Genomic DNA, 22,606 nt, shown 5'->3' with positions numbered 1-22,606 from the left:
GCTGCCGCGGCAAGCCAACAAAAGGCCCCTAGATGCGGACGAACTGCATGCGGGTGGCGCCGCCAAGCTCGAGCACGTCGCGCTCCTGCAAGGCGACCGCCTCGGTGCCCAACTGCAGGCCGTTGAGCGTGACGTTGCCTTCGACGCCCGCGGCCACATAGCCCTGCCGGCGCCGCGTGACGACGGCCACGGCCACACCGGGCTTGCCGATGGTGGTAACGACCTTCTGCAGGGGAACGTCCTGCCCTTCATTGGCACCCGACAGCACCCGCAGCACAGGAATGCCCAGCTCGACCAGCGCGCCCGACTCGGTGGGCGCCGAAGACAGCGGCATGGAGCCGGAGTGCGCGGGGTGGTCGGCCAGCGTCGTGCGCGCGGAACCGGGGCCGATGGCCACGTTGCTTCGGGCACGGAAGTGAATGCGGCAGCCGCCAACCTCGATGACATCGTTGTCCTGCAGCGCCTGCTTCTGGATGGCCAGTGCATTGACGTAGGTGCCGTTGGTGCTGTTGAGGTCTTCAATTTCGACTTCGCCATCGCTCATGTGCAGCACGGCATGCTCGCCGCTGACCGCCAGGTTGTCGATCACGATGTCGTTGTAGGCACGCCGGCCGAGCGTCGTGCGTTCCTTGGCGAGTGCCACTTGCCCGATGACCACGCCATCGACCGAAATGATCATCTTCGGCATTGCCGACTCCCCGAATGCAAATCTTGAATGATGGCAAGCGAAACGGTGGGGTGCCGTCCAGGCCTGCTACTTGGCTGTGCGAGGTGTTTCCACAATGCCAGCACTTGCCAGAACAACCGAAATATTGTCCCGTCCGCCATTGTCGTTTGCAATTGCAACCAAAAGTGCGGCTTTTTTCTGCAGTCCGACATCGTGCTGCAGAAGCGTGAAAAGCTGCTCATCTGAAACCATTTCGCTTAATCCGTCGGAGCAGAGCATATACAGGTCGCCGGGCCTTGCGCTGTGCTCGTGCATTTCGAGCATGACCTGCGCCTCCACGCCAACGGCGCGGGTCACGAGGTTGCGGGTGGGCGAATTCAGCGCTTCTTCGGGCGTGATGGCGCCGGCGTCCAGCTGTTGCTGGCGCAGCGAATGGTCGCGGGTGAGCAGTTCGAGCTTGTTGTTGCGCAGGCGGTAGCAGCGCGAGTCGCCAATGTGGCCGACCACCACGCGCTGGGGCCTGAAGGCCGCCAGCACCAGCGTGGTTCCCATGCCTTGCAGCTCGGGGTTGGTGGTGCCCTCATGCAGGATGGCGCCGTTGGCATCGTCGGTGGCGGCCTGCAGCGCGCGGCGCACCACGCGCGCCGGCGCCTGCATGCCGGCCTGGGCAAACCAGCGCCCGAAGCTGGCGTGCAGCAGCGAAATGGCCATGGCGCTGGCCACCTCGCCGCCCTTGTAGCCGCCCATGCCGTCGGCCAGCAGGGCCAGGCCGAGGGCCGAGTCGACGTGCACCGCGTCCTCGTTGTGGGCGCGCAGCCGGCCGACATCGGTCACGGCGGCAAACTCCCAGGCCAGGGGCGGACGGGTCGAGAACAGGGAAACGCCGACACTCACCATGGTTAGCGGGCGCCAGCTTCTCTGGAACTCAGTGTGCAGCGGCGTGCGCACGCCGTTGCATCAGGCGACCGACGCCCACCACGAACAATGCACCGGCGGCAGCTGCCGCGTAATGCAACCAGGGGTTGGCCGCGAGGGTGTCGCGCAGTGCCACGTCGCTCACGATGGTTTCGCCGCCAACCCAGCCGATCAGCGCGGCGCCCAGCATGACGATGATCGGGAAGCGTTCCATGAGCTTGATCATGAGGGTGCTGCCGAAAATGACCAAGGGAATACTGATCGCCAGGCCGAGCACCAGCAGCACCATGCTGCCCTGCGCGGCGGCCGCCACGGCAATCACGTTGTCCAGGCTCATGACCAGGTCGGCCAGCAGGATGGTGCGCACGGCCACCATCATGCTGCCGTATTCCTTCGATTCGCCTTCGCCGTCGTCGTCGCTGCTGAGCAACTGCGTGCCGATCCACAGCAGCAGCAGGCCGCCGATGATCTGCAGAAACGGCAGCGCCAGCAGCTTGGCCGCCACCACCGTGAGCACGATGCGCAGCACCACGGCCGCGCCCGAGCCGAACATGACGGCTTTTTTCTGTTGCGCGGGCGGCAGCGATCGCGCCGCCATGGCGATCACGACGGCGTTGTCGCCCGACAGAATGATGTTGATCCAGACGATCTTGAGCAGACCTATCCAGAAATCTGTGCTTTGAAGGAGTTCCATGTCTCTGATCCCACTGTGTTTTATTTGAAAAAAGCGCCCGCAATCCAGTGCGGGCGCTTTTTTATTTCTGCGTGGTCCTCGTGGTGCTGCGGCCAGCCGCAGCCCTGAAGCCGTCTCTTACAGGCGTGCCTTGAGCAGCTTGGCCAGCTCGGAGAAGTTGCGCGTCACGGTGAAGCCGCACTCTTCCATGATGGCGAGCTTGGCGTCGGCCGTGTCGGCACCGCCGGAGATCAGGGCGCCGGCGTGGCCCATGCGCTTGCCGGGAGGGGCAGTGACACCGGCGATGAAGCCGACGACCGGCTTCTTCATGTTGTCCTTGCACCAGCGGGCTGCGTCAGCCTCGTCCGGGCCGCCGATTTCGCCGATCATGATGACCGCGTCGGTGTCCGGATCGTCGTTGAAGGCCTTCATCACGTCGATGTGCTTCAGACCGTTGATCGGGTCACCGCCAATGCCCACTGCCGACGATTGGCCCAGGCCAATTTCGGTCAGTTGAGCCACGGCTTCGTACGTCAGCGTGCCCGAGCGCGAGACCACGCCGATGCGGCCCTTGCGGTGGATGTGGCCGGGCATGATGCCGATCTTGATTTCGTCGGGCGTGATCAGGCCGGGGCAGTTGGGGCCCAGCAGCAAGGTCTTCTTGCCGCCGGCCGCTTCCTTGGCCTTCATGCGGTTGCGCACTTCGAGCATGTCGCGAACCGGAATGCCTTCGGTGATGCAGATCGCCAGGTCCAGGTCGGCTTCAACGGCTTCCCAGATGGCGGCCGCCGCGCCTGCCGGCGGCACGTAGATCACCGACACGGTGGCGCCGGTTTGCGAAGCGGCTTCCTTCACCGAACCGAAGATCGGAATGTTGAAGATCGACTCGCCGGCCTTCTTCGGGTTCACGCCGGCCACGAAGGCGTTCTTGCCGTTCGCGTATTCCTGGCACTTTTCCGTGTGGAATTGACCGGTCTTGCCGGTAATGCCTTGGGTGATGACTTTGGTGTCTTTGTTGATGTAGATCGACATGACGTTTCCTTAGGCTTTCTTGACTGCTGCCACGACCTTCTGGGCCGCGTCCGCCATGGTGTCGGCGCTGATGATCGGCAGGCCCGAATCGGCCAGCAGCTTCTTGCCTTCGACTTCGTTGGTGCCCTTCATGCGCACCACCAGCGGCACTTGCAGGTTCACGGCCTTGCAGGCCGCGATCACGCCGGTGGCGATGGTGTCGCACTTCATGATGCCGCCGAAGATGTTCACGAGGATGGCTTCCACGTTCTTGTTCTTCAGCATGATCTTGAAGGCTTCGGTGACCTTCTCGGGGGTGGCGCCGCCGCCCACGTCCAGGAAGTTGGCCGGCTCGCCGCCGAACAGCTTGATGGTGTCCATGGTGGCCATGGCCAGGCCGGCACCGTTCACCAGGCAGCCGATGTTGCCGTCCAGCGAGATGTAGGCCAGGTCGAACTTGGAGGCTTCCACTTCGGCCGCGTCTTCTTCGTCGAGGTCGCGCAGGGCCACGATTTCGGGGTGGCGGAACAGCGCGTTGCTGTCGAAGTTGAACTTGGCGTCCAGCGCCATCACGTTGCCCTTGCTGTCACGGTTGAGCGGGTTGATCTCGACCAGCGAGGCGTCCGTCTCCATGTAGCAGGCGTACAGCTTCTTCAGGATGTCGACCGTTTGCGCGGTCGAATCTGCCGGCATGCCGATGCCGTCGGCAATCTGCTTGGCCTGTTCGTCGGTGAGGCCCTTTTCGGGGTCCGCGAACACGGTGATGATTTTCTCGGGCGAGGAGTGAGCCACTTCCTCGATGTCCATGCCGCCTTCGCTCGACGCGATGAACGCCACCTTCTGGGTGGCGCGGTCGGTCACGGCCGAAATGTAGTATTCCTTGTTGATGTCGGCGCCGTCTTCGATGTACAGGCGGCGAACCTTCTGGCCTTCGGGGCCGGTCTGGTGCGTCTTGAGCTGCATGCCGAGAATTTCGCCAGCGATCCGCTTGACGTCTTCAATGGTCTTGGCGACCTTGACGCCACCGCCCTTGCCGCGGCCACCCGCGTGAATCTGGGCCTTGACGACCCAGACCGGGCCTCCAAGTTTCTGGGCGGCTTCCACCGCCTCCTGGACCGTGTAGGCCGGAATGCCGCGCGGCACCGGCACGCCAAACTTGGCAAGGATTTCCTTGCCTTGGTACTCGTGAATCTTCATGAGGGATGTCTCTCGGAAGGAGGAGGTTGAGAACGGGAAATCTGGGGTCTGAAGCTGTTGGGGCTCTGTTGCTCGCGGGCGACGGCAGCCTGACGGCTGGGGGCGGCGAACAACCGCGGACTGTATCATGGTGCGCCGCACCAATACTGTACGTGGGGTTGCGGTCAATACGTACTTTCTTCTAGACAGCCCCCAGGGCACAGCGAGCACTCCCACCATGGCCAAGGTTTTCATCGACGGCGAAGCCGGTACCACCGGCCTGCAAATTCGCGAGCGGCTCCAGACGATGGCGCAGATCGAACTCGTGAGCATCGCGCCCGAGCTGCGCAAGGACGTCAACGCCAAGCGCGACCTGATGGCCGGCGTCGATCTGGTGGTGCTGTGCCTGCATGACGACGCGGCGCGCGAATCGGTGGCACTCATCGACCAGCTGCCGGGCGCCAAGCCCAAGATCATCGACGCCTCCACGGCGCACCGCATCGCGCCGGGCTGGGTGTTCGGCTTTCCCGAACTGGTGCAAGGCCACTGGCAGGCCGTGGCCAAGGCCGACCGCGTGGGCAACCCCGGCTGCTACGCCACCGGCGCCATCGCCATGCTGCGCCCGCTGGTCGACGCGGGCATCCTGCCGGCCGATTTCCCAGTGTCGCTGCCCTCCGTGAGCGGCTACTCCGGCGGCGGCCGGCCCATGATCGAGGCCTACGAAAAGGGCGAAGCACCCCTGTTCGAGACCTACGCGCTGGGCCTGAAGCACAAGCACATTCCTGAAATCATGGCCTACACCGGCCTCACCCGCCGCCCGGTCTTCATTCCGTCGGTGGGCAATTTCAAGCAGGGCATGCTGGTGCAGTTGCCACTGCACCTCGACCTGCTGCCCGGCAAGCCCAAGGCCGGCGACCTGCAAGAAGCCCTGGCCGCGCACTACGCCAAGAGCAACACGCCCGAACAGTTCGTGAAGGTGCTGCCGCCCACCGAAGACGGCAAGCTGGAGCCCGAGGCGCTCAACGACACCAACAACCTCGAGATTCGCGTGTTCCCCAACGAGGACCACCGCCATGCCGTGGTGATCGCCCGCCTGGACAACCTGGGCAAGGGCGCCAGCGGCGCCGCGGTGCAAAACCTGAAGCTGATGCTGGCGCTCTGAGCGCCCTCCTGCCTCAGCTTCTTCAGTTCACCAGCCAGAGCCCGACGCCCAGCAACGCCGCGTGCGCGCCCAGCGCGATGTACAGCGGTGTGCGCGAGGGCTCGGCCATTTCCTGCAGCGTTTCGTTGATGCGGCGCGTGAGCAGCGCGCGCAGCGCCGGGTCCTGAACCGGGCCTTGTACCGGGTCACCCGGGGCGACCAGCGGCTCGCCATGCGCGGCGCGGCTCTCCTGCCACTCGGCCATCATCTCGCTCAGCGGCAGGCGGTTCAGCACAAAGCCCACCACCGAACGCACCGCCCTGCCCTCGCCCAGCACTGGCGCGAGCTGCTTGCTCAGCGCATCGGCCGACAGCCAGTCCGCCGCGCGGTGCAGCGTGCCGTGCGCGCGCGGCATCGCCTCGATGCGCCCGGCAATCGCCCCGCCCAGGCGCTGCGCAACCGCCTCGCCGCGCGCCGCCACCAAGTGCTGCATGGCACGTGCGCGGCCGGTCGCCACGCCAAGCATCGTGTAGACGGCCACGAACAGCAGCAGCAAGACCGCCACCAGCACTGAAGGCGTAGTGATCAGCGCCACGATGGCGCCCGCCCCCCCCCCCCCCCCCCCCCCATTGCCGGGGCCGTTCAACTGGCTCAGATAGAAGAAGAAAACACCGCCGCCCAGGATCACGCCGAGCAGGCCGCCCTTGACGACCGAACCGGCAAACGCCAGGCCGGCCTTGGCGCCGGTGCGAACGAGGGACGGCTGGCCTGTGGGATCTGCGGACATGCGGGGCTCCTCCAACTGATTTATTGAATGAATTGCGCGCGACTCTTCAGGATTTCCTTCGGAGTCATTGCAAGCTGGCGCTGAAAAATTCGGCAAATGCGCACAAGTGCCGCATGGCGCCGAACGCGTTGAATCATGCCATTGGCGCAGCCCACCAGAATCGCGGTCCACAAACACAAAGGGAGGGAATTTCAATGGACCAACATTTTCAAAAGCCCACGGGCGCATTTGTCGCGGCGTCCTGGGCGGCGCTGTTTGCAGGCGCCCTCGTTTACCTGATCGGGCTGTGGAACGCCTCGATGCAGCTCAACGAAAAAGGCTATTACTTCACCCTGCTGGTGTACGGCCTCTTTGCCGCCGTGTCATTGCAAAAGAGCGTGCGCGACCGGCTCGAAGGCACGCCGGTCACGGGCATCTACTACGGCCTGTGCTGGGTCTCGCTGCTGCTGTCGCTGGCCCTGCTCGCCATCGGCCTGTTCAACGCCACGCTGGCTGGGAGCGAAAAGGGCTTCTACGCCATGGCGTTCCTGCTGAGCTTGTTCGGCGCAGTGGCGGTGCAGAAGAACGTGCGCGACATCGCGTCACACCACGGCGAGCACCCGCGGGTCGACAACACGGCAGAAGCCAGTTGATTCAGCCCGCTTCGAGCAGGCCGCACAGCGCCTGCAGATCGCGCGCGATCCATTCCGCGTCGCGCGCGAAAGCCGCATCGTCCATGTGCGGCTGGCGCAGCAGCGTGAACTGGAATTCGCTCACGCCCGGCGCCACGCCGATCACGCGAAACGGCAAATAAACCTCGGGCACGCCTTCGGGCGTAACCCAGTGGTCGAGCACGCCGAAGTCGTTGGACGGCGCAAAGCGCATGCGGGCGTCGCCGCTCTCGGGCGTGCGCACGGTCCAGTGGTCGCCATGCCGCACCAGCGCACTCTTCGCGAGCCCGCTGGCCCAGTCAGGCAGGCGCGCCGGGTCGGCCGCGAGTGCGTAGGCGCGGCGCCAGTCGCAATGCACGCGCTGCGTGACGACACGGGACTGAACGGTGGGGTTGTCATTCGTCGGTTTCATCGAAATCGCTCCTGAGCACCTTGGACACGACAGCGCCGGAGAAACCGCGCGCCATCAGGAACCGCATCTGCTTGGCCCGCGCCTTCGCGTCGGCAGGCGGGGCGTCGAAGCGGCGGCGCCACAGGGCGGTGGCGCGTTCGACTTCGGTCTCCTGCAGGCTGGCCACCGCTTCGGCGATGGCTTCGGGCGCAATGCCCTTGGCCTGCAGCTCCTGCCTCACCCGCAGCGCGCCCGAGCGGGCCGCGCGCTGGTTGAGCACCGAGGCCACCACGCGCGGTTCGCTGATGAAGTCCTTGGCGGCCAGTTCGTCGAGCGCCTTGGCCAGCGTGCCGGGCTCTTCTTCATGCTTGGCCAGCTTGCGCTCGAGTTCCAGGCGGGAATGCTCGCGCTGGCTCAGCAGGCGCAGGGCGCGGCCTTTGAGGGACGGGGCGTTGAATGCCATTCGGGGGGACCGCTCGCACGGCCTCGCTTGGGGCCGCGCCGGAGCTTATTCGCCCTTGTCTGCCTTCTCGGCCTTGTCCGCTTTCTCTGCCTTGGCGGCCTTCTGCGGCTTTTCGGGCGTGGCGTTGGCATCGGCGGCCAGCAGCGGAATGCCCAGCGACTCGCGCACCTTGTTCTCGATCTCGCGCGACAGCTCGGGGTTCTCGCGCAAAAACTCACGGGCGTTGTCACGGCCCTGGCCGATTTTTTCGCCGTTGTAGGCGTACCAGGCACCCGACTTGTCGACGATCTTGGCGGTCACGCCCATGTCGATGATTTCGCCTTCGCGGCTGATGCCCTCGCCGAACAGAATGTCGAACTCCGCCGTCTTGAACGGGGGCGACACCTTGTTCTTCACCACCTTCACCTTGGTTTCGTTGCCGATGGCCTCGTCACCCCTCTTGATGGTGCCGATGCGGCGAATGTCCAGGCGCACCGAGGCGTAGAACTTCAGCGCATTGCCGCCGGTGGTGGTTTCGGGCGAGCCGAACATCACGCCGATCTTCATGCGGATCTGGTTGATGAAGATGACCATGCAGTTGGTCTTCTTGATGGTGGCTGTGAGCTTGCGCAGCGCCTGGCTCATCAGGCGGGCCTGCAGGCCGGGCAGCGAGTCGCCCATTTCGCCTTCGATTTCAGCCTTGGGCGTGAGCGCGGCCACCGAGTCGATGACGATCAGGTCGACAGCACCCGAGCGCACCAGCGAGTCAACGATTTCCAGGGCCTGTTCGCCGGTGTCGGGCTGGCTGATCAGCAGGTCGGACAGGTTCACGCCGAGCTTCTGGGCGTACTGCACGTCGAGCGCGTGCTCGGCGTCGACGAAGGCGCAGGTGCCGGCCTGCTTCTGCATGGAGGCGATGACCTGCAGCGTGAGCGTGGTCTTGCCCGACGATTCAGGGCCGTAGATTTCGATGACGCGCCCGCGCGGCAGGCCGCCGACGCCCAGGGCGATGTCCAGGCCCAGCGAGCCGGTGGAGACCACCTGGATGTCTTCGAGCGCTTCGCCTTCGCCGAGCCGCATGATCGTGCCCTTGCCGAACTGCTTTTCGATCTGCGCCAGCGCGGCCTGCAGGGCCTTGGCTTTTTCACTGTTGGCGACCGAGATGCTTGCGCCCTTGACAACTGCGTCCATGTGGAAAACTCCTTGAATATCAACGGTTTGTGTGAGGTGGCGTCCGGTCTGCTTTTAATCACAGGCTGGATGCTTGAACAGTAGTGTAGGGGTTCATTGGTTGGCGTAAACCCATTTTTTGGTCAGTTTGCTTTACCATCTGGCGCCATGTCCGACGCCGCTGCTGCCGCTCTTTTCCCGACCGATCCCGACGCCTGGCGCCAGACCCACCTGGGCCGCCTGCTGGGCCACGCCATGCGCCGCTTCGACGAGCGCGTGCTGGAGCTGATGGCGCACGCGGTCGACGTGCCGCTGGCGCTGTCGAACCTGGCGGCGCGCGCGCAGGTGAGCGCCGCGCACATCCACATCACGCGCCACCTGTCGCGCGAAGGCTCGCGTCTCACGGAGCTGGCCGAGCGCGCCGGCATGACCAAGCAGGCGATGGGCGCGCTGGTCGACCAGTGCGAGGCCTGGGGGCTGGTAACGCGCGGGCCCGACCCGCTCGATGCGCGCGCGCGGCGCGTGCTCTTCACGCCCGACGGCCTGGCCTGGCTGGACGCCTTTCGCGCTGCCGTGACGCAGGCCGAAAGCGAGTTCAGAAGCAGCGTGGGAAACGACATTGCCACCGTGGTAACCATCGGTCTGGAAGCCTACGCCGCCGCGTAGACTCGTCCGCAGAGACAAATGTGAACGGCTCCAGCGTGGCGCCCGACACCCGAACCAGGCCGGAGGTGGCGCATATGCGGATTCTGATTGCCGAAGACGACCAGGTGCTGGCCGATGCCCTGCTGCGCAGCCTGCGCACTTCGGGCGCTGCGGTCGACCATGTGGCCAACGGCTCGCAGGCCGACACCGCGCTCATGACCCACGACGAGTTCGACCTGCTGATCCTGGACCTCGGGCTGCCTGGCCTGCACGGCATCGAGATACTGAAGCGCCTGCGCGCGCGCGGCTCGCAGCTGCCGGTGCTGGTGCTCACTGCGGCCGACAGCGTGGAAGAGCGCGTGAAGGGCCTGGACCACGGCGCCGACGACTACATGGCCAAGCCCTTCAGCCTGCAGGAGCTCGAAGCGCGCGTGCGCGCCCTCACCCGGCGCGGCATGGGCACCACCAGCAACACCATCCGCCACGGCCCGCTCGTGTACGACCAGGGCGGCCGCGTGGCCACCATCGACGGCAAGATGGTCGAGCTGTCGGCGCGCGAGCTCGGCCTGCTCGAAGTGCTGCTGCAGCGCGCCGGCCGGCTGGTGAGCAAGGACCAGCTGGTCGACCGCCTGTGCGAATGGGGCGAGGAGGTGAGCCTCAACGCCATCGAGGTGTACATCCACCGCCTGCGCAAGAAGATCGAGAAGGGCCCGGTGCGCATTGCGACGGTGCGCGGGCTGGGCTATTGCCTCGAAAAGATCCAGTGACGGCGGCACGCCCGGCACGGTCGCGCCGCACGGGCGGCAACATGCCAGTGGACGGGCCGCGATGAAACTCTTTCAGCGCGCCCAGCGCTCGTTGTTCGGCGAAATCCTCGACTGGATGCTCACGCCGCTGCTGCTGCTGGTGCCGGTGAGCATCGGCGTCACCTGGCTGGTGGCGCAGGGCATTGCCAACGCCCCGTTCGACCGCGCGCTGGAGCACAACGTGAAGGCGCTGGCCGAGCTGGTCACGGTGAGAGACGGGCACACGGAATTCATGCTGTCGCAGTCGGCGCGCGAAATCTTGCGGGCCGACGATGCCGGCCATGTGTACTACCAGCTGCTCGACGGCCACGGCACGTTGCTGAGTGGCGAGCACGACGTGCCGCTGCCCGGCCTGGACGAACCGCTGCCGCCCGGCCAGGTGTTTCTGCACAACGCCGACGTGCACGGCCTGCCGGTGCGCGTGGCCTCGCTGTGGCTGCCCAGCGGCAGCGACGACGTGCCGCCCACGCTGCTGCAGTTGGCCGAAACGCGCGAGAAGCAGTCGGTGCTGGCGGCCGAGATCATCAAGGGCGTGCTGCTGCCGCAGTTCGCCATATTGCCGCTGGCGGTGCTGCTGATCTGGCTGGCGCTGGTGCGCGGCATCAAGCCGCTGTCGGTGGTGGAGGCGCGCATTCGCGAGCGGCGCCCGGGCGACCTGAGCCCGCTGGACGAATCGTCGGTGCCGCTCGAAGTGGTGCCGCTGGTGTCGTCGGTGAACGAGCTGCTGGACAAGCTCAACGACTCCATCGGCACGCAAAAACGCTTTCTGGCCGACGCGGCGCACCAGCTGAAAACGCCGCTGGCGGGCCTGCGCATGCAGGCCGACCTGGCGCAGCGCGAGGGCGCCAATGCCGACGAGCTGAAGCAGTCGCTCAAGCAGATCGGCCGCGCCAGCAAGCGCGCCACGCACACGGTCAACCAGCTGCTGTCGCTGGCGCGCGCCGAAGGCAACAGCGCCAACGCGCACCACCAGCCCTGCGACCTGGCGCGGCTCACCATCGAGGTGGTGCGCGAGGCGGTGCCGCGCGCGATCGACAAGCGCATCGACCTGGGCTACGACGGTGCCGAGGCCTGCGCACCGGGCGTGATGTTCGACGGCAACGCCACGCTGCTGAAGGAGCTGGTGCGCAACCTGGTGGACAACGCGATCAACTACACGCCATCGACGCCGCAGCGCCCCGGCGTGATCACCGCGCGCGTGCTGGCCGACCCCTTCGGCCATGTGCTGCTGCTGCAGGTGGAGGACAACGGCCCGGGCATTGCCGAAGCCGACCGCGAGCTGGTGTTCGAGCCGTTCTACCGCGTGCTGGGCAACGAGGCCGACGGCTCGGGGCTGGGCTTGCCGATCGTGCGGGAGATTGCCAACCAGCACCGCGCGCAAGTGAAGCTGGAGGACGCGCATCCGGGCAAGCATCCGCCGGGCGCGCTGTTCACGGTGCGCTTCGAGGGGGAAGCGAAGGCCTGATCTGCAGGCGCTTGCTGGATCAGGGAGCGGGGGCGGGCGACGGCGTGGATGACGGAGCGGGCGCGGGCGCGGGAGCTGAAGTGGAAGACGGCGCACCCGGCTTCACGTCCTTGCGCAACTGCAGCCACTCGGGGTGGATCTGCCGCGCCATGCGTTGTGGCTCGCGCTCGCTGAGCCCGGCCGGTGCCAAGCCAAAGCCGGCCAGGTCACCGCGCGCCCACAGAAAGTAGCCGGCGTTGGCCAGCAGCAAGGCGACGAGCAGCAGGCGCAGCTTCATCTTGCTCAGAAGGCCATGCCGCGGGGGCGCACGCTCACTTCGTCGCTGGAAATGAGCTGCAGGCCGGCGTCGGTGCGCACCTGCAGCTCGCCGCCCCAGGCCACGCCTTCGCACAGCCCGGCGGTGCCGTCGCTGAGCACCACCTCGCGCCCGCGCAGCACGTCGCGTGCGGCAAAGCGTTCGGCAAAGGGGGCGAAGCCACGGGCCTCGAACTCACGCACGCAGCGCACCAGCGGCTCGGCCAGTTCAAGCAGCACCTCGGGCGCGGTTGCCTCGGGGCGCCACTGGCGCATCCATGCCGGCGGCGTGCGCATGCCATCCGCGTCACGCGCGCCGATGTTGATGCCGATACCGATCACCAGATAGCGCGAGGCATCCGGCCGGCCAGGGGCGGACATCGCGGGCATGGCGGGCATGGCGGGCATGGCGGTCTCGATGAGGATGCCGACCAGCTTGCAGTCGTTCACCCACACGTCGTTGGGCCACTTCAGGCCGACCCGGTGCGCGCCCGAGGGGTCGAGGCTCTCGGCCACGGCCACGCCCACGGCCAGCGACAGGCCCGACCAGTCGGCCGGCGCCAGCGGCATGCCGAGCGAGAACAGGAGCGACGCGGACTCTTCCTGCCCCGACGCGCTCTGCCAGGGTCGCCCGAGGCGCCCGCGCCCCGCGGTCTGGCGCTCGGCCACGAGCAGCACGGGCTCGACACGGCCGGCGCGCGCACGGCGCATCAGCTCGGTGTTGGTGGAATCTATTTCGGCCACGGCCTCGACCGTGAAGCCGGGCAGCAGCGGTGCGACGGATGCGGCGATCCGGTCTTCGAACCAGGTGGCCGAGGTGCTGCTCATGGTCAGTCCTTGTCGGACTTTTCTTTCTTGGCGGATTTCTTTTCCGCTTTTTTATCTGCCTTTTTTTCGGCTTTTTTATCGGCTTTCTTTTCAGCCTTTTTTTCTGCCTTTTTCTTTTCGGCTTTTTTCTCGGCCTTCTTTTCGGCCTTCTTCTTTTTCTTCTCTTCTTCCTCGTCGTCCTTGGGCGTCAGCAGCGTGCCGCGGCACTCTTCGGAGCCGCACCAGCAAGGAAATTCGGACAGCAGCGTGGGCGTGTACGGCTCGTCGATGACCAGGCCGTAGTCGTAATTGAGCTCTTCGCCTGCAGCGATGTTGCGCAATGCCTTGATATAAACGCGCCCATCGACTTCGTCGGCTTCGCAGTTCGGCTCGCAGGAGTGATTGATCCAGCGCGCGTCGTTGCCCTTCACGTTGCCGTCGATCACACGACCGTCATCGATATGGAAGTAGAAGGTGTGGTTGGGCTGGGCCGGGTCGTGCGGATGGCGGCGCAGGGCCTCTTTCCAGTTGATGACCTCGCCCTTGTATTCGATGAGCGTTTCGCCTTCGGCCAGGTCCTGCACGGCGAAGACACCGTTGCCATGGACATCGGAGCGTCGCATCTGAATGCGGCGGCCCGCGGAATTTGGGGTTTTGGAAGGCATCGCCGAAGTCTGTTAGTTTGAATATGCACACATGCGCGTGTGCGCGTGTACACGCGGGAAGCCGCAGATTGTATGTGGCCCCCACGCTCTCGCACTGCGTGTCGTCGCTGCCCCAAAAGGGAGCCGCAAGGCGGCTCGGCGGCGGCCTGAGAACTTTTTAGGAATTGTTGATGAAGACCTTGGTAATCGCAGAAAAGCCGTCGGTGGCACAGGACATCGTGCGTGCGCTCACGCCGGTGGCCGGCAAATTCGACAAGCACGACGAGCATTTCGAGAACGACAGCTATGTCGTGACCAGCGCCGTCGGTCACCTGGTCGAGATCCAGGCGCCCGAGGAGTTCGACGTCAAGCGGGGCAAGTGGAGCTTTGCCAACCTCCCCGTGATTCCGCCGCACTTCGACCTCAAGCCCGTCGACAAGACCAAGACGCGCCTGAACGCCGTGGTCAAGCAGGCCAAGCGCAAGGACGTGACGCAGCTCATCAACGCCTGCGACGCGGGCCGCGAGGGCGAGCTGATCTTTCGCCTGATCGAGCAGTACGCCGGCGGCAAGACGGGGCTGAACAAGCCGGTCAAGCGGCTGTGGCTGCAGTCGATGACGCCGCAGGCAATTCGCGACGGCTTCGACCAGTTGCGCACCGAAAAGCAGATGCAGGGCCTGGCCGACGCCGCGCGCTCGCGCTCCGAGGCCGACTGGCTGGTGGGCATCAACGGCACGCGCGCCATGACCGCGTTCAATTCGCGCGACGGCGGCTTCTTTCTGACGACCGTGGGCCGGGTGCAGACGCCCACGCTGTCGGTGGTGGTGGAGCGCGAGGAGCAGATCCGCAAGTTCGTCTCGCGCAACTACTGGGAAGTGCACGGCAGCTTCGCGGCCGAAGCCGGCGAGTACCCGGGCAAGTGGTTCGACGCCAGCTGGAAGAAGGCCAACGCGCCGCTGCAGGCCAACGGCGAGCCCGACTCCGAGCAGCGCGCCGACCGCATCTGGAACGAACAAGATGCCGTGGCCATCGCCAACGCCGCGCGCGGCAAGCCCGCCACCGTCACGGAAGAAAGCAAGCCCACCACGCAGGCCTCGCCCGGTCTGTTCGACCTGACCTCGCTGCAGCGCGAGGCCAACGGCCGCTTCGGCTTCAGCGCCAAGACCACGCTGGCGCTGGCGCAGAGCCTGTACGAACGCCACAAGGCGCTGACCTACCCGCGTACCGATTCGCGTGCGCTGCCGGAAGACTATTTGCCCGTGGTGAAGGACACCATGGTCATGCTCGCCAACAGCGGCATGAAGCACCTGGCGCCGTTTGCCAAGCAGGCGGTCGACGGCAACTACGTCAAGCCCAACAAGCGCATCTTCGACAACGCCAAGGTGTCGGATCACTTTGCCATCATCCCCACGCTGCAGGCCCCCAGCGGCCTGAGCGACGCCGAGCAGAAGCTCTATGACTTCGTGGTGCGCCGCTTCATGTCGGTGTTCTTCCCCAGCGCCGAGCACCAGGTGACCACGCGCATCAGCACGGTGGAGCAGGGCGGCAAGAAATACCCGTTCCGCACCGACGGCAAGGTGCTGGTGAAGCCGGGCTGGCTCGCCATCTACGGCAAGGAGGCACAAGACGACGAGAAGGAAGACGACAAGGACGGCAAGCGGCTGGTGCCGGTGAAGCCGGGCGAAATCGTCAAGGCCGAAACGGTCGACACCAAAGGCCTGAAGACGCGCCCACCGGCGCGCTACTCCGAAGCCACGCTGCTGGGCGCCATGGAAGGCGCGGGCAAGACCATCGACGACGACGAGCTGCGCGAGGCCATGCAGGAGAAGGGCCTGGGCACGCCTGCCACGCGCGCGGCCACCATCGAAGGGCTGATTGCCGAGAAATACATGCTGCGCGAAGGCCGCGAGCTGATCCCCACGGCCAAGGCATTCCAGCTGATGACGCTGCTGCGCGGCCTGGGCGTGGAAGAACTCTCCAAGGCCGAACTCACCGGCGAGTGGGAATACAAGCTCGCGCAGATGGAAAAGGGCGCGCTCAGCCGCGAAGCCTTCATGCGCGAGATTGCCGCCATGACGGAGCACATCGTCAAGAAGGCCAAGGAGTACGACCGCGACACCGTGCCGGGCGACTACTCGACCCTGCAGACGCCGTGCCCCAACTGCGGCGGCGTGGTGAAGGAAAACTACCGCCGCTACGCCTGCACCGGCAAGACCGGCACGGGCGAGGACGCCTGCGGCTTCTCGTTCGGCAAGTCGCCGGCCGGACGCACCTTCGAGGTGGCCGAGGCCGAGGCGCTCTTGCGCGACAAGCACATCGGCCCGATCGACGGCTTCCGCTCCAAGGCCGGCTGGCCCTTCACCTCGGAGATCGTCATCAAGTTCGACGAAGAGGCGAAGAACTGGAAGCTGGAGTTCGACTTTGGCGACGACAAGAACGCCGAGAGCGGCGAGATCGTCGACTTCAGCGAACAGGACACCGTGGGCCCCTGCCCGGTGTGCGGCGCGCCGGTGTTCGATCACGGCAGCAACTACGTGTGCGAGAAGTCGGTGCCGACCAACGCGCAACCCACGCCCAGCTGCACCTTCAAGACCGGCAAGATCATCCTGCAGCAGCCCGTGGAACGCCCGCAGATGGAAAAGCTGCTCGCCACCGGCAAGACCGACCTGCTCGACAAGTTCGTGAGCATGCGCACGCGCCGCGCCTTCAAGGCCTTCCTGACCTGGAACGCCGAAGAGGGCAAGGTGACCTTCGAGTTCGCGCCGCGCGAAGGCGGCAGCAAGTTCCCGCCGCGCAAGACCTTCGGCAAGCCGGCGGCCAAGACCGCGGCCGCGAAAAAGGTGGCGGCCAAGAAGACGCCCGCCGCCAAGAAGGCACCGGCCGCGAAGAAGGCCGCCGCGCCGCGCAAGCCCGGCGCGGGCCTGAAGCCCAGCGACTCGCTGGCCGCGGTGATCGGCGCCGATCCGGTGGCGCGCACCGAGGTCATCAAGAAGCTGTGGGACTACATCAAGGCCAACGGCCTGCAGGACGCGACCAACAAGCGCGCCATCAATGCCGACGCCAAGCTGAAGCCCGTGTTCGGCAAGGACCAGGTGACGATGTTCGAACTGGCGGGCATCGTGGGCAAGCACCTGTCGGCGCTCTGAGCCATGCGGCGCAGACAACTGGCCACAGGCCTGGCGGCGGCGATGCTGCTGGGCGGCATGCTCACTGCCGGCCTGGCGCAGGCCGCCGCATGGCCTGACAGGCCCGTCAAGCTGGTGGTGCCGTTCCCGCCCGGGCAGGCCACCGACATCTTTGCCCGCGCGCTCGCCGAACAGCTCGGCAAGCGCCTGGGCCAGCCGGTGATCATCGACAACAAGGCCGGTGCCGGCAGCAACATCGGCACCGAGTTTGTGGTGCGCGCGCCGCCCGACGGCTACACGCTGGTGGTGGCCGGCAGCGCGATGGCGGTCAACCAGACGCTCTACGCCAAGCCCGGCTTCGACCCGCGCAAGGACCTCACGGGCATCTCGCTGATCGCGAAGGTGCCGCTGGTGTTTCTGGCCACGCCGGAGAGCGGCATCGGCACGCTGGCCGCGCTCACGCAACGCGCCAAGGCCGAGCCCGGCCGGCTGAGCTATGCGAGCGCCGGCATCGGCGGCACGCAGCATCTGTCGGGCGAGATGTACAAGTCGGCCGCGCATGTGTTCATCACGCACATCCCGTACCGCGGCAGCGGCCCGGCGCAGTCGGACTTTCTGGGCAACCAGGTGCCGCTGATGGTCGACTCGGTGACGGCCGCGCTGCCGCACATCAAGTCGGGCAAGGCGGTGGCGCTGGCCGTGACATCGGCCACGCGCTCGTCGCAGCTGCCCGACGTGCCCACGGTGCGCGAAAGCGGCGTGGCGGGCACGAAGAACTTCGAGGCCGTGGGCTGGCTCGGCCTGATGGCGCCGCGCGGCACGCCGAGCGACATCGTCGAGCGGCTCAACCACGAGGTGACCGATATTTTGAAGAGCGAGCAGATGGCGCGCTTCATTCGCGAGCGCGGCGCCGAGCCATCGCCCACCACGCCGGGCGAGTTCGACCGCTTCGTGGCGAGCGAAATCGGCGTGTGGGGTGCGGCGGTGAAGGCCTCGGGCGCAAAGCCCGAATAGGCAGCCGGGCTCAGCCCGATCTCAGCACGGTAGAGGCGCCGGCGCCTCTGTGCCGCGATCGACCTCCGCGAGCAGCCAGCTGCGGAAGTGGTCGAGCGTGGCCAGTTGGCCGCGGCCCTCGGGGTAGCAGAACCAGTAGCCCTGGTCGCCGCGGTAGCCGGGCAGCGGCTCGTCCACCAGCCCCGAGGCAATTTCGTCCTGCACCAGGCAGCGCGGCACCAGCGCCACGCCCATGCCCACCATCACCGCGCGGATCATGGTCTGGAACTGGTCGAACTGCGGGCCCGCGAGCGGGTCGAGCCCGCGCACGCCGTGCGCCTCGCTCCACTGCAGCCACGACTGCGGCACCGTCACGTGGCGCAGCAGCGTGCAGCGCGCCACGTCCTGCGGCGCGCGAATGACCACCTCGGCCTGCGCCGCGCGCGGCGCGATCAGCGCCACGTCCTGCCCCGCGAGGTAGTGCGAGCGGGCGCCGGGCCAGTGGCCGTCGCCGAAAAGAATGGCGCAGTCGAGCTCGGGCCGCTCGAAGTCGTAGCCGTGCACGAAGGGCACGAAATGCAGCGTGATCTGCGGGTGCAGCCGCTGAAACGCGGGCAGCCGCGGAATCAGCCACTTGGCGCCGAAGGTCGGCAGGGTCGACAGGTGCAGCGCGCCGCCGCCGTCGCCGCTGGTGATGAGCTCCAGCGTGGCCGCCTCCAGCTGCGCCAGCGTGGCGCGCACCGCCTTCTCGTACCGCTCGCCGGCCGGCGTGAGCGCCAGGCGCTTGCGGCTGCGCTCGAACAGCGGCGCGCCAATCCAGCGCTCCAGCTCCTGCACCTGCTTGCTGACCGCGCCCTGCGTGAGGTGCAGCGCCTCGGCCGCGCGCGAGACGCTGCCAAAGCGCACCACGGTCGAAAAGGCACGCAGCAGGTTCAGGGGAGGGTTGAGGCGGCGCAGTGACATGGAAGGATGCCCATTAAAACATTCCAGATTGGAATGTTACCTGGTCTATCCTTTGCTTCCAGTGAGGTGACAAATCGTTTCTTCACTCTCAATGCACACTGGAATACACCCCATGCAACGTCGTCATTTCATTTCCACGCTGGCTGTCGCTTCTATCCTTCCAGGAATGTCCTTTGCCCAAGGCAAGCCGATTCGCCTGCTCGTTCCGTTCCCGCCCGGCGGCGCCACCGACATCACCGCGCGCGTGCTCGGCGAGCCCATTGCCAAGATCCTTCAGCAGCCCGTGGTAATCGACAACCGCGCCGGCGCCGGTGGCTCGATCGGCATGGCCGAGCTGGCCCGCGCCGCGCCGGACGGCCTGACCTTCGGCATTGCCACGCTGTCCACGCACGGCGTGAACCCGGCCGTGTACCAGAAGCTGCCGTACGACCCGATCAAGGGCTTCACCGCCGTGACCGAAATCGTGAAGGCGCCGGGCGTCATCGTCATCAACCCGGCCAAGCTGCCGGTCGCCAACTTCGCCGAACTGGTGAAGTACCTGAAGGCCAACCCGGGCAAGGTGTCTTATGCCTCGCCGGGCAACGGCACCATCGGCCACATGTGGGGGGAGCTGTTCAAGAGCAGCACCGGAACCTCGATGGTGCACATCCCCTACCGCGGTGCGGGCCCGGCCATCAACGACGTGCTGGCCGGCGAAGTGCCGGTGTACTTCGACCAGGTGGCCTCGTCGCTGCCGCACGTGAAGGCGGGCAAGCTGAAGGCGCTGGCCGTGTCCTGGACCGGCCGGCTGGACGTGCTGCCCGACGTGCCGACCTACGGCGAGCTGGGCTACCCGGCCAACAACGACCCGTCTTGGTTCGGCATGATCGCGCCCGCCGGCACGCCCGCCGACCTGGTGCTGCGCATGCAGCAGGCCGTGGCCACCGCGCTGAAGGATGCATCGGTGCGCGACCGCCTGGCACTGCAGGGGCTGTACGCCTCGGGCACCACGCCGGCGCAGTTCACCAAGCAGATTGCCAGCGAGATCGAGAAGATGAAGAAGGTGGCCGAGTTCGCGCGCGTGCGACTGGACTGACCCCTACCTGCCTATGCATCCAGTTCTGAAACTGATCCAAAACCGCGCCCAGGTCACCAGCGTTGCCGGGCACACGCCGCTGGTGCTGGACTCCCCGCACAGCGGCACCGTCTACCCGGAAGACTTCGGCACGGTGCGCGAGCTGGCCACGCTGCGCCGCGCCGAGGACACGCACGTGGAGAAGCTCTACGCCTTTGCGCCCGCGCTGGGCGTGGCCTGGGTGGAGGCGCATTTCCCGCGCAGCTACCTGGACGCCAACCGCGACACCACCGAGATCGACACCACCATGCTCGACGGCGCGTGGACCGACCCGGTCTCCACCGACCCGCGCGTGCTGTCGAAGGTGCGCCTGGGCAAGGGCCTGATCTGGAAGCTCACCGACGAGGGCCTGCCCATCTACGACCGGCAGTTGCCGGTGGAAGAGGTGCGCCAGCGCATCGACAGCTGCTGGCGGCCGTACCACGCGGCCGTGGCGCAGGCGGTGGACGAGGCGCATGCGCGCCACGGCTACAGCATTCACATCAACTGCCACTCGATGCCGGCCATTGCGGCCAGCCACGCGACCGACTTTCCGGGGCTGGCGCATGCCGACTTCGTGATTGGCGACCGCGACGGCAGCACGGCCGACCCGGCGCTGTCGCACAAGCTGTGCGCGCACCTGCGCGCCTTTGGCTACAGCGTGGACTACAACCACCCGTACAAGGGCGTGGAGCTGGTGCGCCGCAACGGCAACCCAGCCGACAACCGGCACAGCATCCAGGTGGAGATCAACCGCAAGCTCTACATGGACGAGACCACGCTGGCGCTGGACGAGGCCGGCGCGGCGCGGCTGCAGGGCCACCTGCGCTCGATGGTCGAGATGCTGCTGGCCACCGACCCGCGCTGAGCAACGCGACCGCCCGCCTTGCACCGTCAACAACCCTGCCGCCGGCGGGGCTTGCAGCAACGGGGCGGGGCGCGGCCGGGCCTATAGTGAATCGACCCCGTCCAACCAACCCCATCTGGAGTTCCAAGTGAAGCCATTCATTGCCGCCGTGTTCGTGATCGCCATGGGCGCACTGGTGTCGGGCTGCGCGGGCACCGGTTCGGCCGGCAGCGCCAACCCGTCGGCGGCTACGCCGTCGAGCGGCAGCGGCGTCACGGTGTTCGGCACCATCGACGCCGGTGTCAGCAGCACGACGAACAAGTCGCGCTGAACGACAGGCTCTTTCCGGTTCAGGCCACCCCGGCCAGGTAACCGTGCAGCGCGCCACGCAGCTGCCGTGACAGCGCCTGCAAGTCGGGCCGCCCGCCGGTGCCGATGTGGGTGTGCGCCACCAGCCCGTAGATGATGGTCTGGCACACGCGGGCCACTTCCTTCTTCTGGCAATCGGGCGCCAGGTTGTTCGCGGCGTCGAGCACGCCCACCCATTCGCCCACGAAGCGGTCGTACATCTTGCGGTAGGCCTCGGGGCCGGAGAGGTGCCGCTCCAGCAGGTAGTGCGCGCCCCAGGCCAGCGGCTGCGCGCGGTGCGCCTCGACCTGCGCGTCGATCACCGCATCGACGATCTCGCGCAGCGGCCGGCCCGCATGCGCCTGCACGGCCGTGCGCACGTCCAGCAGCAGCGCCTTGGAGCGCAGGTGCAGGCACACACGCGCCAGGTCGTCCTTGTTTTCGAAGTACTCGTAGAAGCTGCCCAGCCCCGTGCCGGCCACCGCCGCGATCTCGCGGATGGTGATGGCGGCAAAACCCTTCTCGACCAAAAGCTGAACAAAGGCCTCCTGCAAGGCCTGCGAGGTGTGGCGTGCGCGGGACTGGCGCGGTTTTCTCCTGGGGGCGGCGACCGGTGCGCGCGTGCCTGTCATGCGCGCCGAACCCGAACACCTTGCGTGCGGGTTGTTCCTAGAATTTTTGGACCCATCGAATGGATTCTGCAATGGCCCTCCACGAAACCACCTCGGACGAATCCCATCCCCGCGCCGCCGTCTTCACAGGCCTGGGCGGCGACGCATGGCAACCCAGCGACCTGTCGCGCGGCCCCTGGGACCCGCGCGCGCAGCACGGCGGCGCGCCCTGCGGCCTGTTCGCGCACGTGGCCGAACGCGCGGCGCCCGGCCCGGGCTGGCAGCTGGCGCGGCTCACGGTCGAACTGGTGAAGCCGGTGCCGGTGGCGCCGCTGGTCACGCGCGCGCAGGTGCAGTCGTCGCGCGCCACGGTGCGTGTGGGCATCGACCTGCTGGCCGGCGAGGTGGTGGTGGCACGCGCGCATGCGCTGCTGCTGGCCAGGAACCCGCTGGCGCTGCCGGCCGACCTGCCGGGCTGGCCACCGCAGCCGCTGCGGCCGTTGCCACGCGACTGCAACGAGCGCGTGCGCATTCCGGGCCTGCCCGAGGGCGTGTCGTTCTACAGCAGCGCCATGGATACGCGCGTGGCCGAAGGCGATTCGACCCGACCCGGCCCGTGCGGTGCGTGGTTTCGGTTGGCGGTGCCGCTGGTGCAAGGCGCGGCCAACTCGCCCGCCATGCGCGCTGCGGCGGCGGCCGACTTTGGCAACGGCCTGAGCTGGGTGCTGCCGGCCGATCGCTTCCTGTTCACCAACGCCGACATGAGCCTGAACCTGTTCCGCGCGCCCGAGGGCGAGTGGATCGGCCTGCGCTCCGCGACCGAGGCGCACGGTGACGGCGCGGGCCTTGTCGTGTCCCAGCTGTACGACGAGCGCGGGCCCGTCGGCCTCGCCACCCAGACGCTGGTACTGCGCGAACGCGCCGGCGCCTGAAGCATCGAAC

General features: G+C 66.8%; 25 protein-coding genes. 11 read left to right on the top strand and 14 right to left on the bottom strand.

Annotation, left to right across the window (positions count from 1 at the left end):
- Positions 1–28: 28 nt before the first annotated feature.
- From VLK31_RS13440 to sucC, 5 genes are all read right to left on the bottom strand, one after another.
- Positions 29–688 carry an FHA domain-containing protein gene (locus tag VLK31_RS13440; RefSeq protein WP_409168907.1) on the bottom strand — a complete coding sequence of 220 codons (660 nt, stop codon included), beginning with the start codon at positions 686–688 and terminating at the stop codon, positions 29–31.
- 66 nt (positions 689–754) lie between these two features.
- The gene (locus tag VLK31_RS13435) at positions 755–1,564 is read right to left on the bottom strand and encodes a Stp1/IreP family PP2C-type Ser/Thr phosphatase (RefSeq protein ID WP_409169246.1); all 810 of its coding nucleotides are present in this window, start codon (positions 1,562–1,564) and stop codon (positions 755–757) included.
- A gap of 28 nt (positions 1,565–1,592) precedes the next feature.
- The gene (locus VLK31_RS13430) at positions 1,593–2,276 is read right to left on the bottom strand and encodes a TerC family protein (RefSeq protein ID WP_409168906.1); all 684 of its coding nucleotides are present in this window, start codon (positions 2,274–2,276) and stop codon (positions 1,593–1,595) included.
- 117 nt (positions 2,277–2,393) lie between these two features.
- Complete coding sequence (sucD, locus tag VLK31_RS13425; RefSeq protein WP_409168905.1) at positions 2,394–3,287, bottom strand: succinate--CoA ligase subunit alpha; 894 nt, start codon at positions 3,285–3,287, stop codon at positions 2,394–2,396.
- A gap of 9 nt (positions 3,288–3,296) precedes the next feature.
- Positions 3,297–4,463, bottom strand: coding sequence for an ADP-forming succinate--CoA ligase subunit beta (gene sucC / locus VLK31_RS13420; RefSeq protein WP_409168904.1), 1,167 nt, complete (start codon positions 4,461–4,463; stop codon positions 3,297–3,299).
- 217 nt (positions 4,464–4,680) lie between these two features.
- On the opposite strand from sucC, the gene argC reads away from it, so the two are divergent.
- Positions 4,681–5,604, top strand: coding sequence for an N-acetyl-gamma-glutamyl-phosphate reductase (argC, locus tag VLK31_RS13415; RefSeq protein WP_409168903.1), 924 nt, complete (start codon positions 4,681–4,683; stop codon positions 5,602–5,604).
- 22 nt (positions 5,605–5,626) lie between these two features.
- Here the strand turns inward: argC and VLK31_RS13410 are convergent, their stop codons facing one another.
- Entirely contained in the window at positions 5,627–6,370 is a 744-nt protein-coding gene (locus tag VLK31_RS13410; RefSeq protein ID WP_409168902.1) for a hypothetical protein, read from the bottom strand.
- Between the two features lie 194 nt (positions 6,371–6,564).
- On the opposite strand from VLK31_RS13410, the gene yiaA reads away from it, so the two are divergent.
- Entirely contained in the window at positions 6,565–7,002 is a 438-nt protein-coding gene (gene yiaA / locus VLK31_RS13405; protein ID WP_409168901.1) for an inner membrane protein YiaA, read from the top strand.
- A gap of 1 nt (position 7,003) precedes the next feature.
- Here the strand turns inward: yiaA and VLK31_RS13400 are convergent, their stop codons facing one another.
- The 3 genes from VLK31_RS13400 to recA are packed head-to-tail and all read right to left on the bottom strand — an operon-like array spanning position 7,004 to position 9,044.
- Positions 7,004–7,432 (bottom strand): SRPBCC family protein, encoded by a 429-nt coding sequence (locus VLK31_RS13400; RefSeq protein ID WP_409168900.1) that lies wholly within the window; start codon positions 7,430–7,432, stop codon positions 7,004–7,006.
- Entirely contained in the window at positions 7,416–7,874 is a 459-nt protein-coding gene (gene recX / locus VLK31_RS13395; RefSeq protein ID WP_409168899.1) for a recombination regulator RecX, read from the bottom strand. Before recX ends, VLK31_RS13400 begins: the two co-directional genes overlap by 17 nt.
- Before the next feature lie 45 nt (positions 7,875–7,919).
- The gene (recA, locus tag VLK31_RS13390; protein WP_409168898.1) at positions 7,920–9,044 is read right to left on the bottom strand and encodes a recombinase RecA; all 1,125 of its coding nucleotides are present in this window, start codon (positions 9,042–9,044) and stop codon (positions 7,920–7,922) included.
- Between the two features lie 147 nt (positions 9,045–9,191).
- Here recA and VLK31_RS13385 point away from each other — a divergent pair, with 147 nt between their 5' ends.
- The 3 genes from VLK31_RS13385 (at position 9,192) to VLK31_RS13375 (ending at position 11,939) form a co-directional block, all read left to right on the top strand.
- A complete protein-coding gene (locus tag VLK31_RS13385; protein ID WP_409168897.1) occupies positions 9,192–9,689 on the top strand; it encodes a MarR family winged helix-turn-helix transcriptional regulator in 498 nt (165 codons plus the stop codon).
- A gap of 74 nt (positions 9,690–9,763) precedes the next feature.
- Entirely contained in the window at positions 9,764–10,435 is a 672-nt protein-coding gene (locus VLK31_RS13380) for a response regulator (protein ID WP_409168896.1), read from the top strand.
- A gap of 61 nt (positions 10,436–10,496) precedes the next feature.
- Entirely contained in the window at positions 10,497–11,939 is a 1,443-nt protein-coding gene (locus tag VLK31_RS13375) for a sensor histidine kinase N-terminal domain-containing protein (RefSeq protein WP_409168895.1), read from the top strand.
- 19 nt (positions 11,940–11,958) lie between these two features.
- Here VLK31_RS13375 and VLK31_RS13370 read toward each other — a convergent pair whose 3' ends face one another.
- From VLK31_RS13370 to VLK31_RS13360, 3 genes are read right to left on the bottom strand one after another with little or no spacing between them, the layout of a single operon-like run.
- Positions 11,959–12,216 carry a sporulation protein gene (locus VLK31_RS13370; protein WP_409168894.1) on the bottom strand — a complete coding sequence of 86 codons (258 nt, stop codon included), beginning with the start codon at positions 12,214–12,216 and terminating at the stop codon, positions 11,959–11,961.
- A gap of 5 nt (positions 12,217–12,221) precedes the next feature.
- On the bottom strand, positions 12,222–13,061 hold the full coding sequence (locus VLK31_RS13365) for a biotin--[acetyl-CoA-carboxylase] ligase (RefSeq protein ID WP_409168893.1): 840 nt from the start codon (positions 13,059–13,061) through the stop codon (positions 12,222–12,224).
- Between the two features lie 2 nt (positions 13,062–13,063).
- Positions 13,064–13,705 carry an SET domain-containing protein gene (locus tag VLK31_RS13360; RefSeq protein WP_409168892.1) on the bottom strand — a complete coding sequence of 214 codons (642 nt, stop codon included), beginning with the start codon at positions 13,703–13,705 and terminating at the stop codon, positions 13,064–13,066.
- Between the two features lie 170 nt (positions 13,706–13,875).
- Between VLK31_RS13360 and VLK31_RS13355 the strand changes: the two genes are divergently transcribed.
- Both VLK31_RS13355 and VLK31_RS13350 read left to right on the top strand, forming a co-directional pair.
- Positions 13,876–16,830: a DNA topoisomerase III gene (locus tag VLK31_RS13355; protein ID WP_409168891.1), complete on the top strand. Its 2,955-nt coding sequence runs from the start codon at positions 13,876–13,878 to the stop codon at positions 16,828–16,830.
- 42 nt (positions 16,831–16,872) lie between these two features.
- Complete coding sequence (locus tag VLK31_RS13350) at positions 16,873–17,823, top strand: tripartite tricarboxylate transporter substrate binding protein (protein ID WP_409169245.1); 951 nt, start codon at positions 16,873–16,875, stop codon at positions 17,821–17,823.
- A gap of 21 nt (positions 17,824–17,844) precedes the next feature.
- Here the strand turns inward: VLK31_RS13350 and VLK31_RS13345 are convergent, their stop codons facing one another.
- Positions 17,845–18,765 carry a LysR substrate-binding domain-containing protein gene (locus VLK31_RS13345; protein WP_409168890.1) on the bottom strand — a complete coding sequence of 307 codons (921 nt, stop codon included), beginning with the start codon at positions 18,763–18,765 and terminating at the stop codon, positions 17,845–17,847.
- Positions 18,766–18,877: 112 nt separating this feature from the next.
- On the opposite strand from VLK31_RS13345, the gene VLK31_RS13340 reads away from it, so the two are divergent.
- The 3 genes from VLK31_RS13340 (at position 18,878) to VLK31_RS13330 (ending at position 21,036) form a co-directional block, all read left to right on the top strand.
- Positions 18,878–19,840: a tripartite tricarboxylate transporter substrate binding protein BugE gene (locus VLK31_RS13340; RefSeq protein WP_409168889.1), complete on the top strand. Its 963-nt coding sequence runs from the start codon at positions 18,878–18,880 to the stop codon at positions 19,838–19,840.
- A gap of 13 nt (positions 19,841–19,853) precedes the next feature.
- Positions 19,854–20,726 (top strand): N-formylglutamate amidohydrolase, encoded by an 873-nt coding sequence (locus tag VLK31_RS13335; RefSeq protein ID WP_409168888.1) that lies wholly within the window; start codon positions 19,854–19,856, stop codon positions 20,724–20,726.
- A 127-nt stretch (positions 20,727–20,853) separates the two neighbouring features.
- Entirely contained in the window at positions 20,854–21,036 is a 183-nt protein-coding gene (locus VLK31_RS13330; RefSeq protein ID WP_409168887.1) for a hypothetical protein, read from the top strand.
- 19 nt (positions 21,037–21,055) lie between these two features.
- Here VLK31_RS13330 and VLK31_RS13325 read toward each other — a convergent pair whose 3' ends face one another.
- A complete protein-coding gene (locus tag VLK31_RS13325) occupies positions 21,056–21,685 on the bottom strand; it encodes a TetR/AcrR family transcriptional regulator (protein ID WP_409168886.1) in 630 nt (209 codons plus the stop codon).
- Positions 21,686–21,756: 71 nt separating this feature from the next.
- Between VLK31_RS13325 and VLK31_RS13320 the strand changes: the two genes are divergently transcribed.
- A complete protein-coding gene (locus VLK31_RS13320) occupies positions 21,757–22,596 on the top strand; it encodes a thioesterase family protein (protein WP_409168885.1) in 840 nt (279 codons plus the stop codon).
- Positions 22,597–22,606 lie beyond the last annotated feature (10 nt).

Source organism: Variovorax sp. H27-G14 (genome assembly GCF_046156345.1).
In the GTDB taxonomy this organism is placed as follows: Bacteria; Pseudomonadota; Gammaproteobacteria; order Burkholderiales; family Burkholderiaceae_C; genus Variovorax.
Note: the sequence above shows the minus strand (reverse complement) of the source record. Positions and strands in the feature narration are given on the sequence as shown.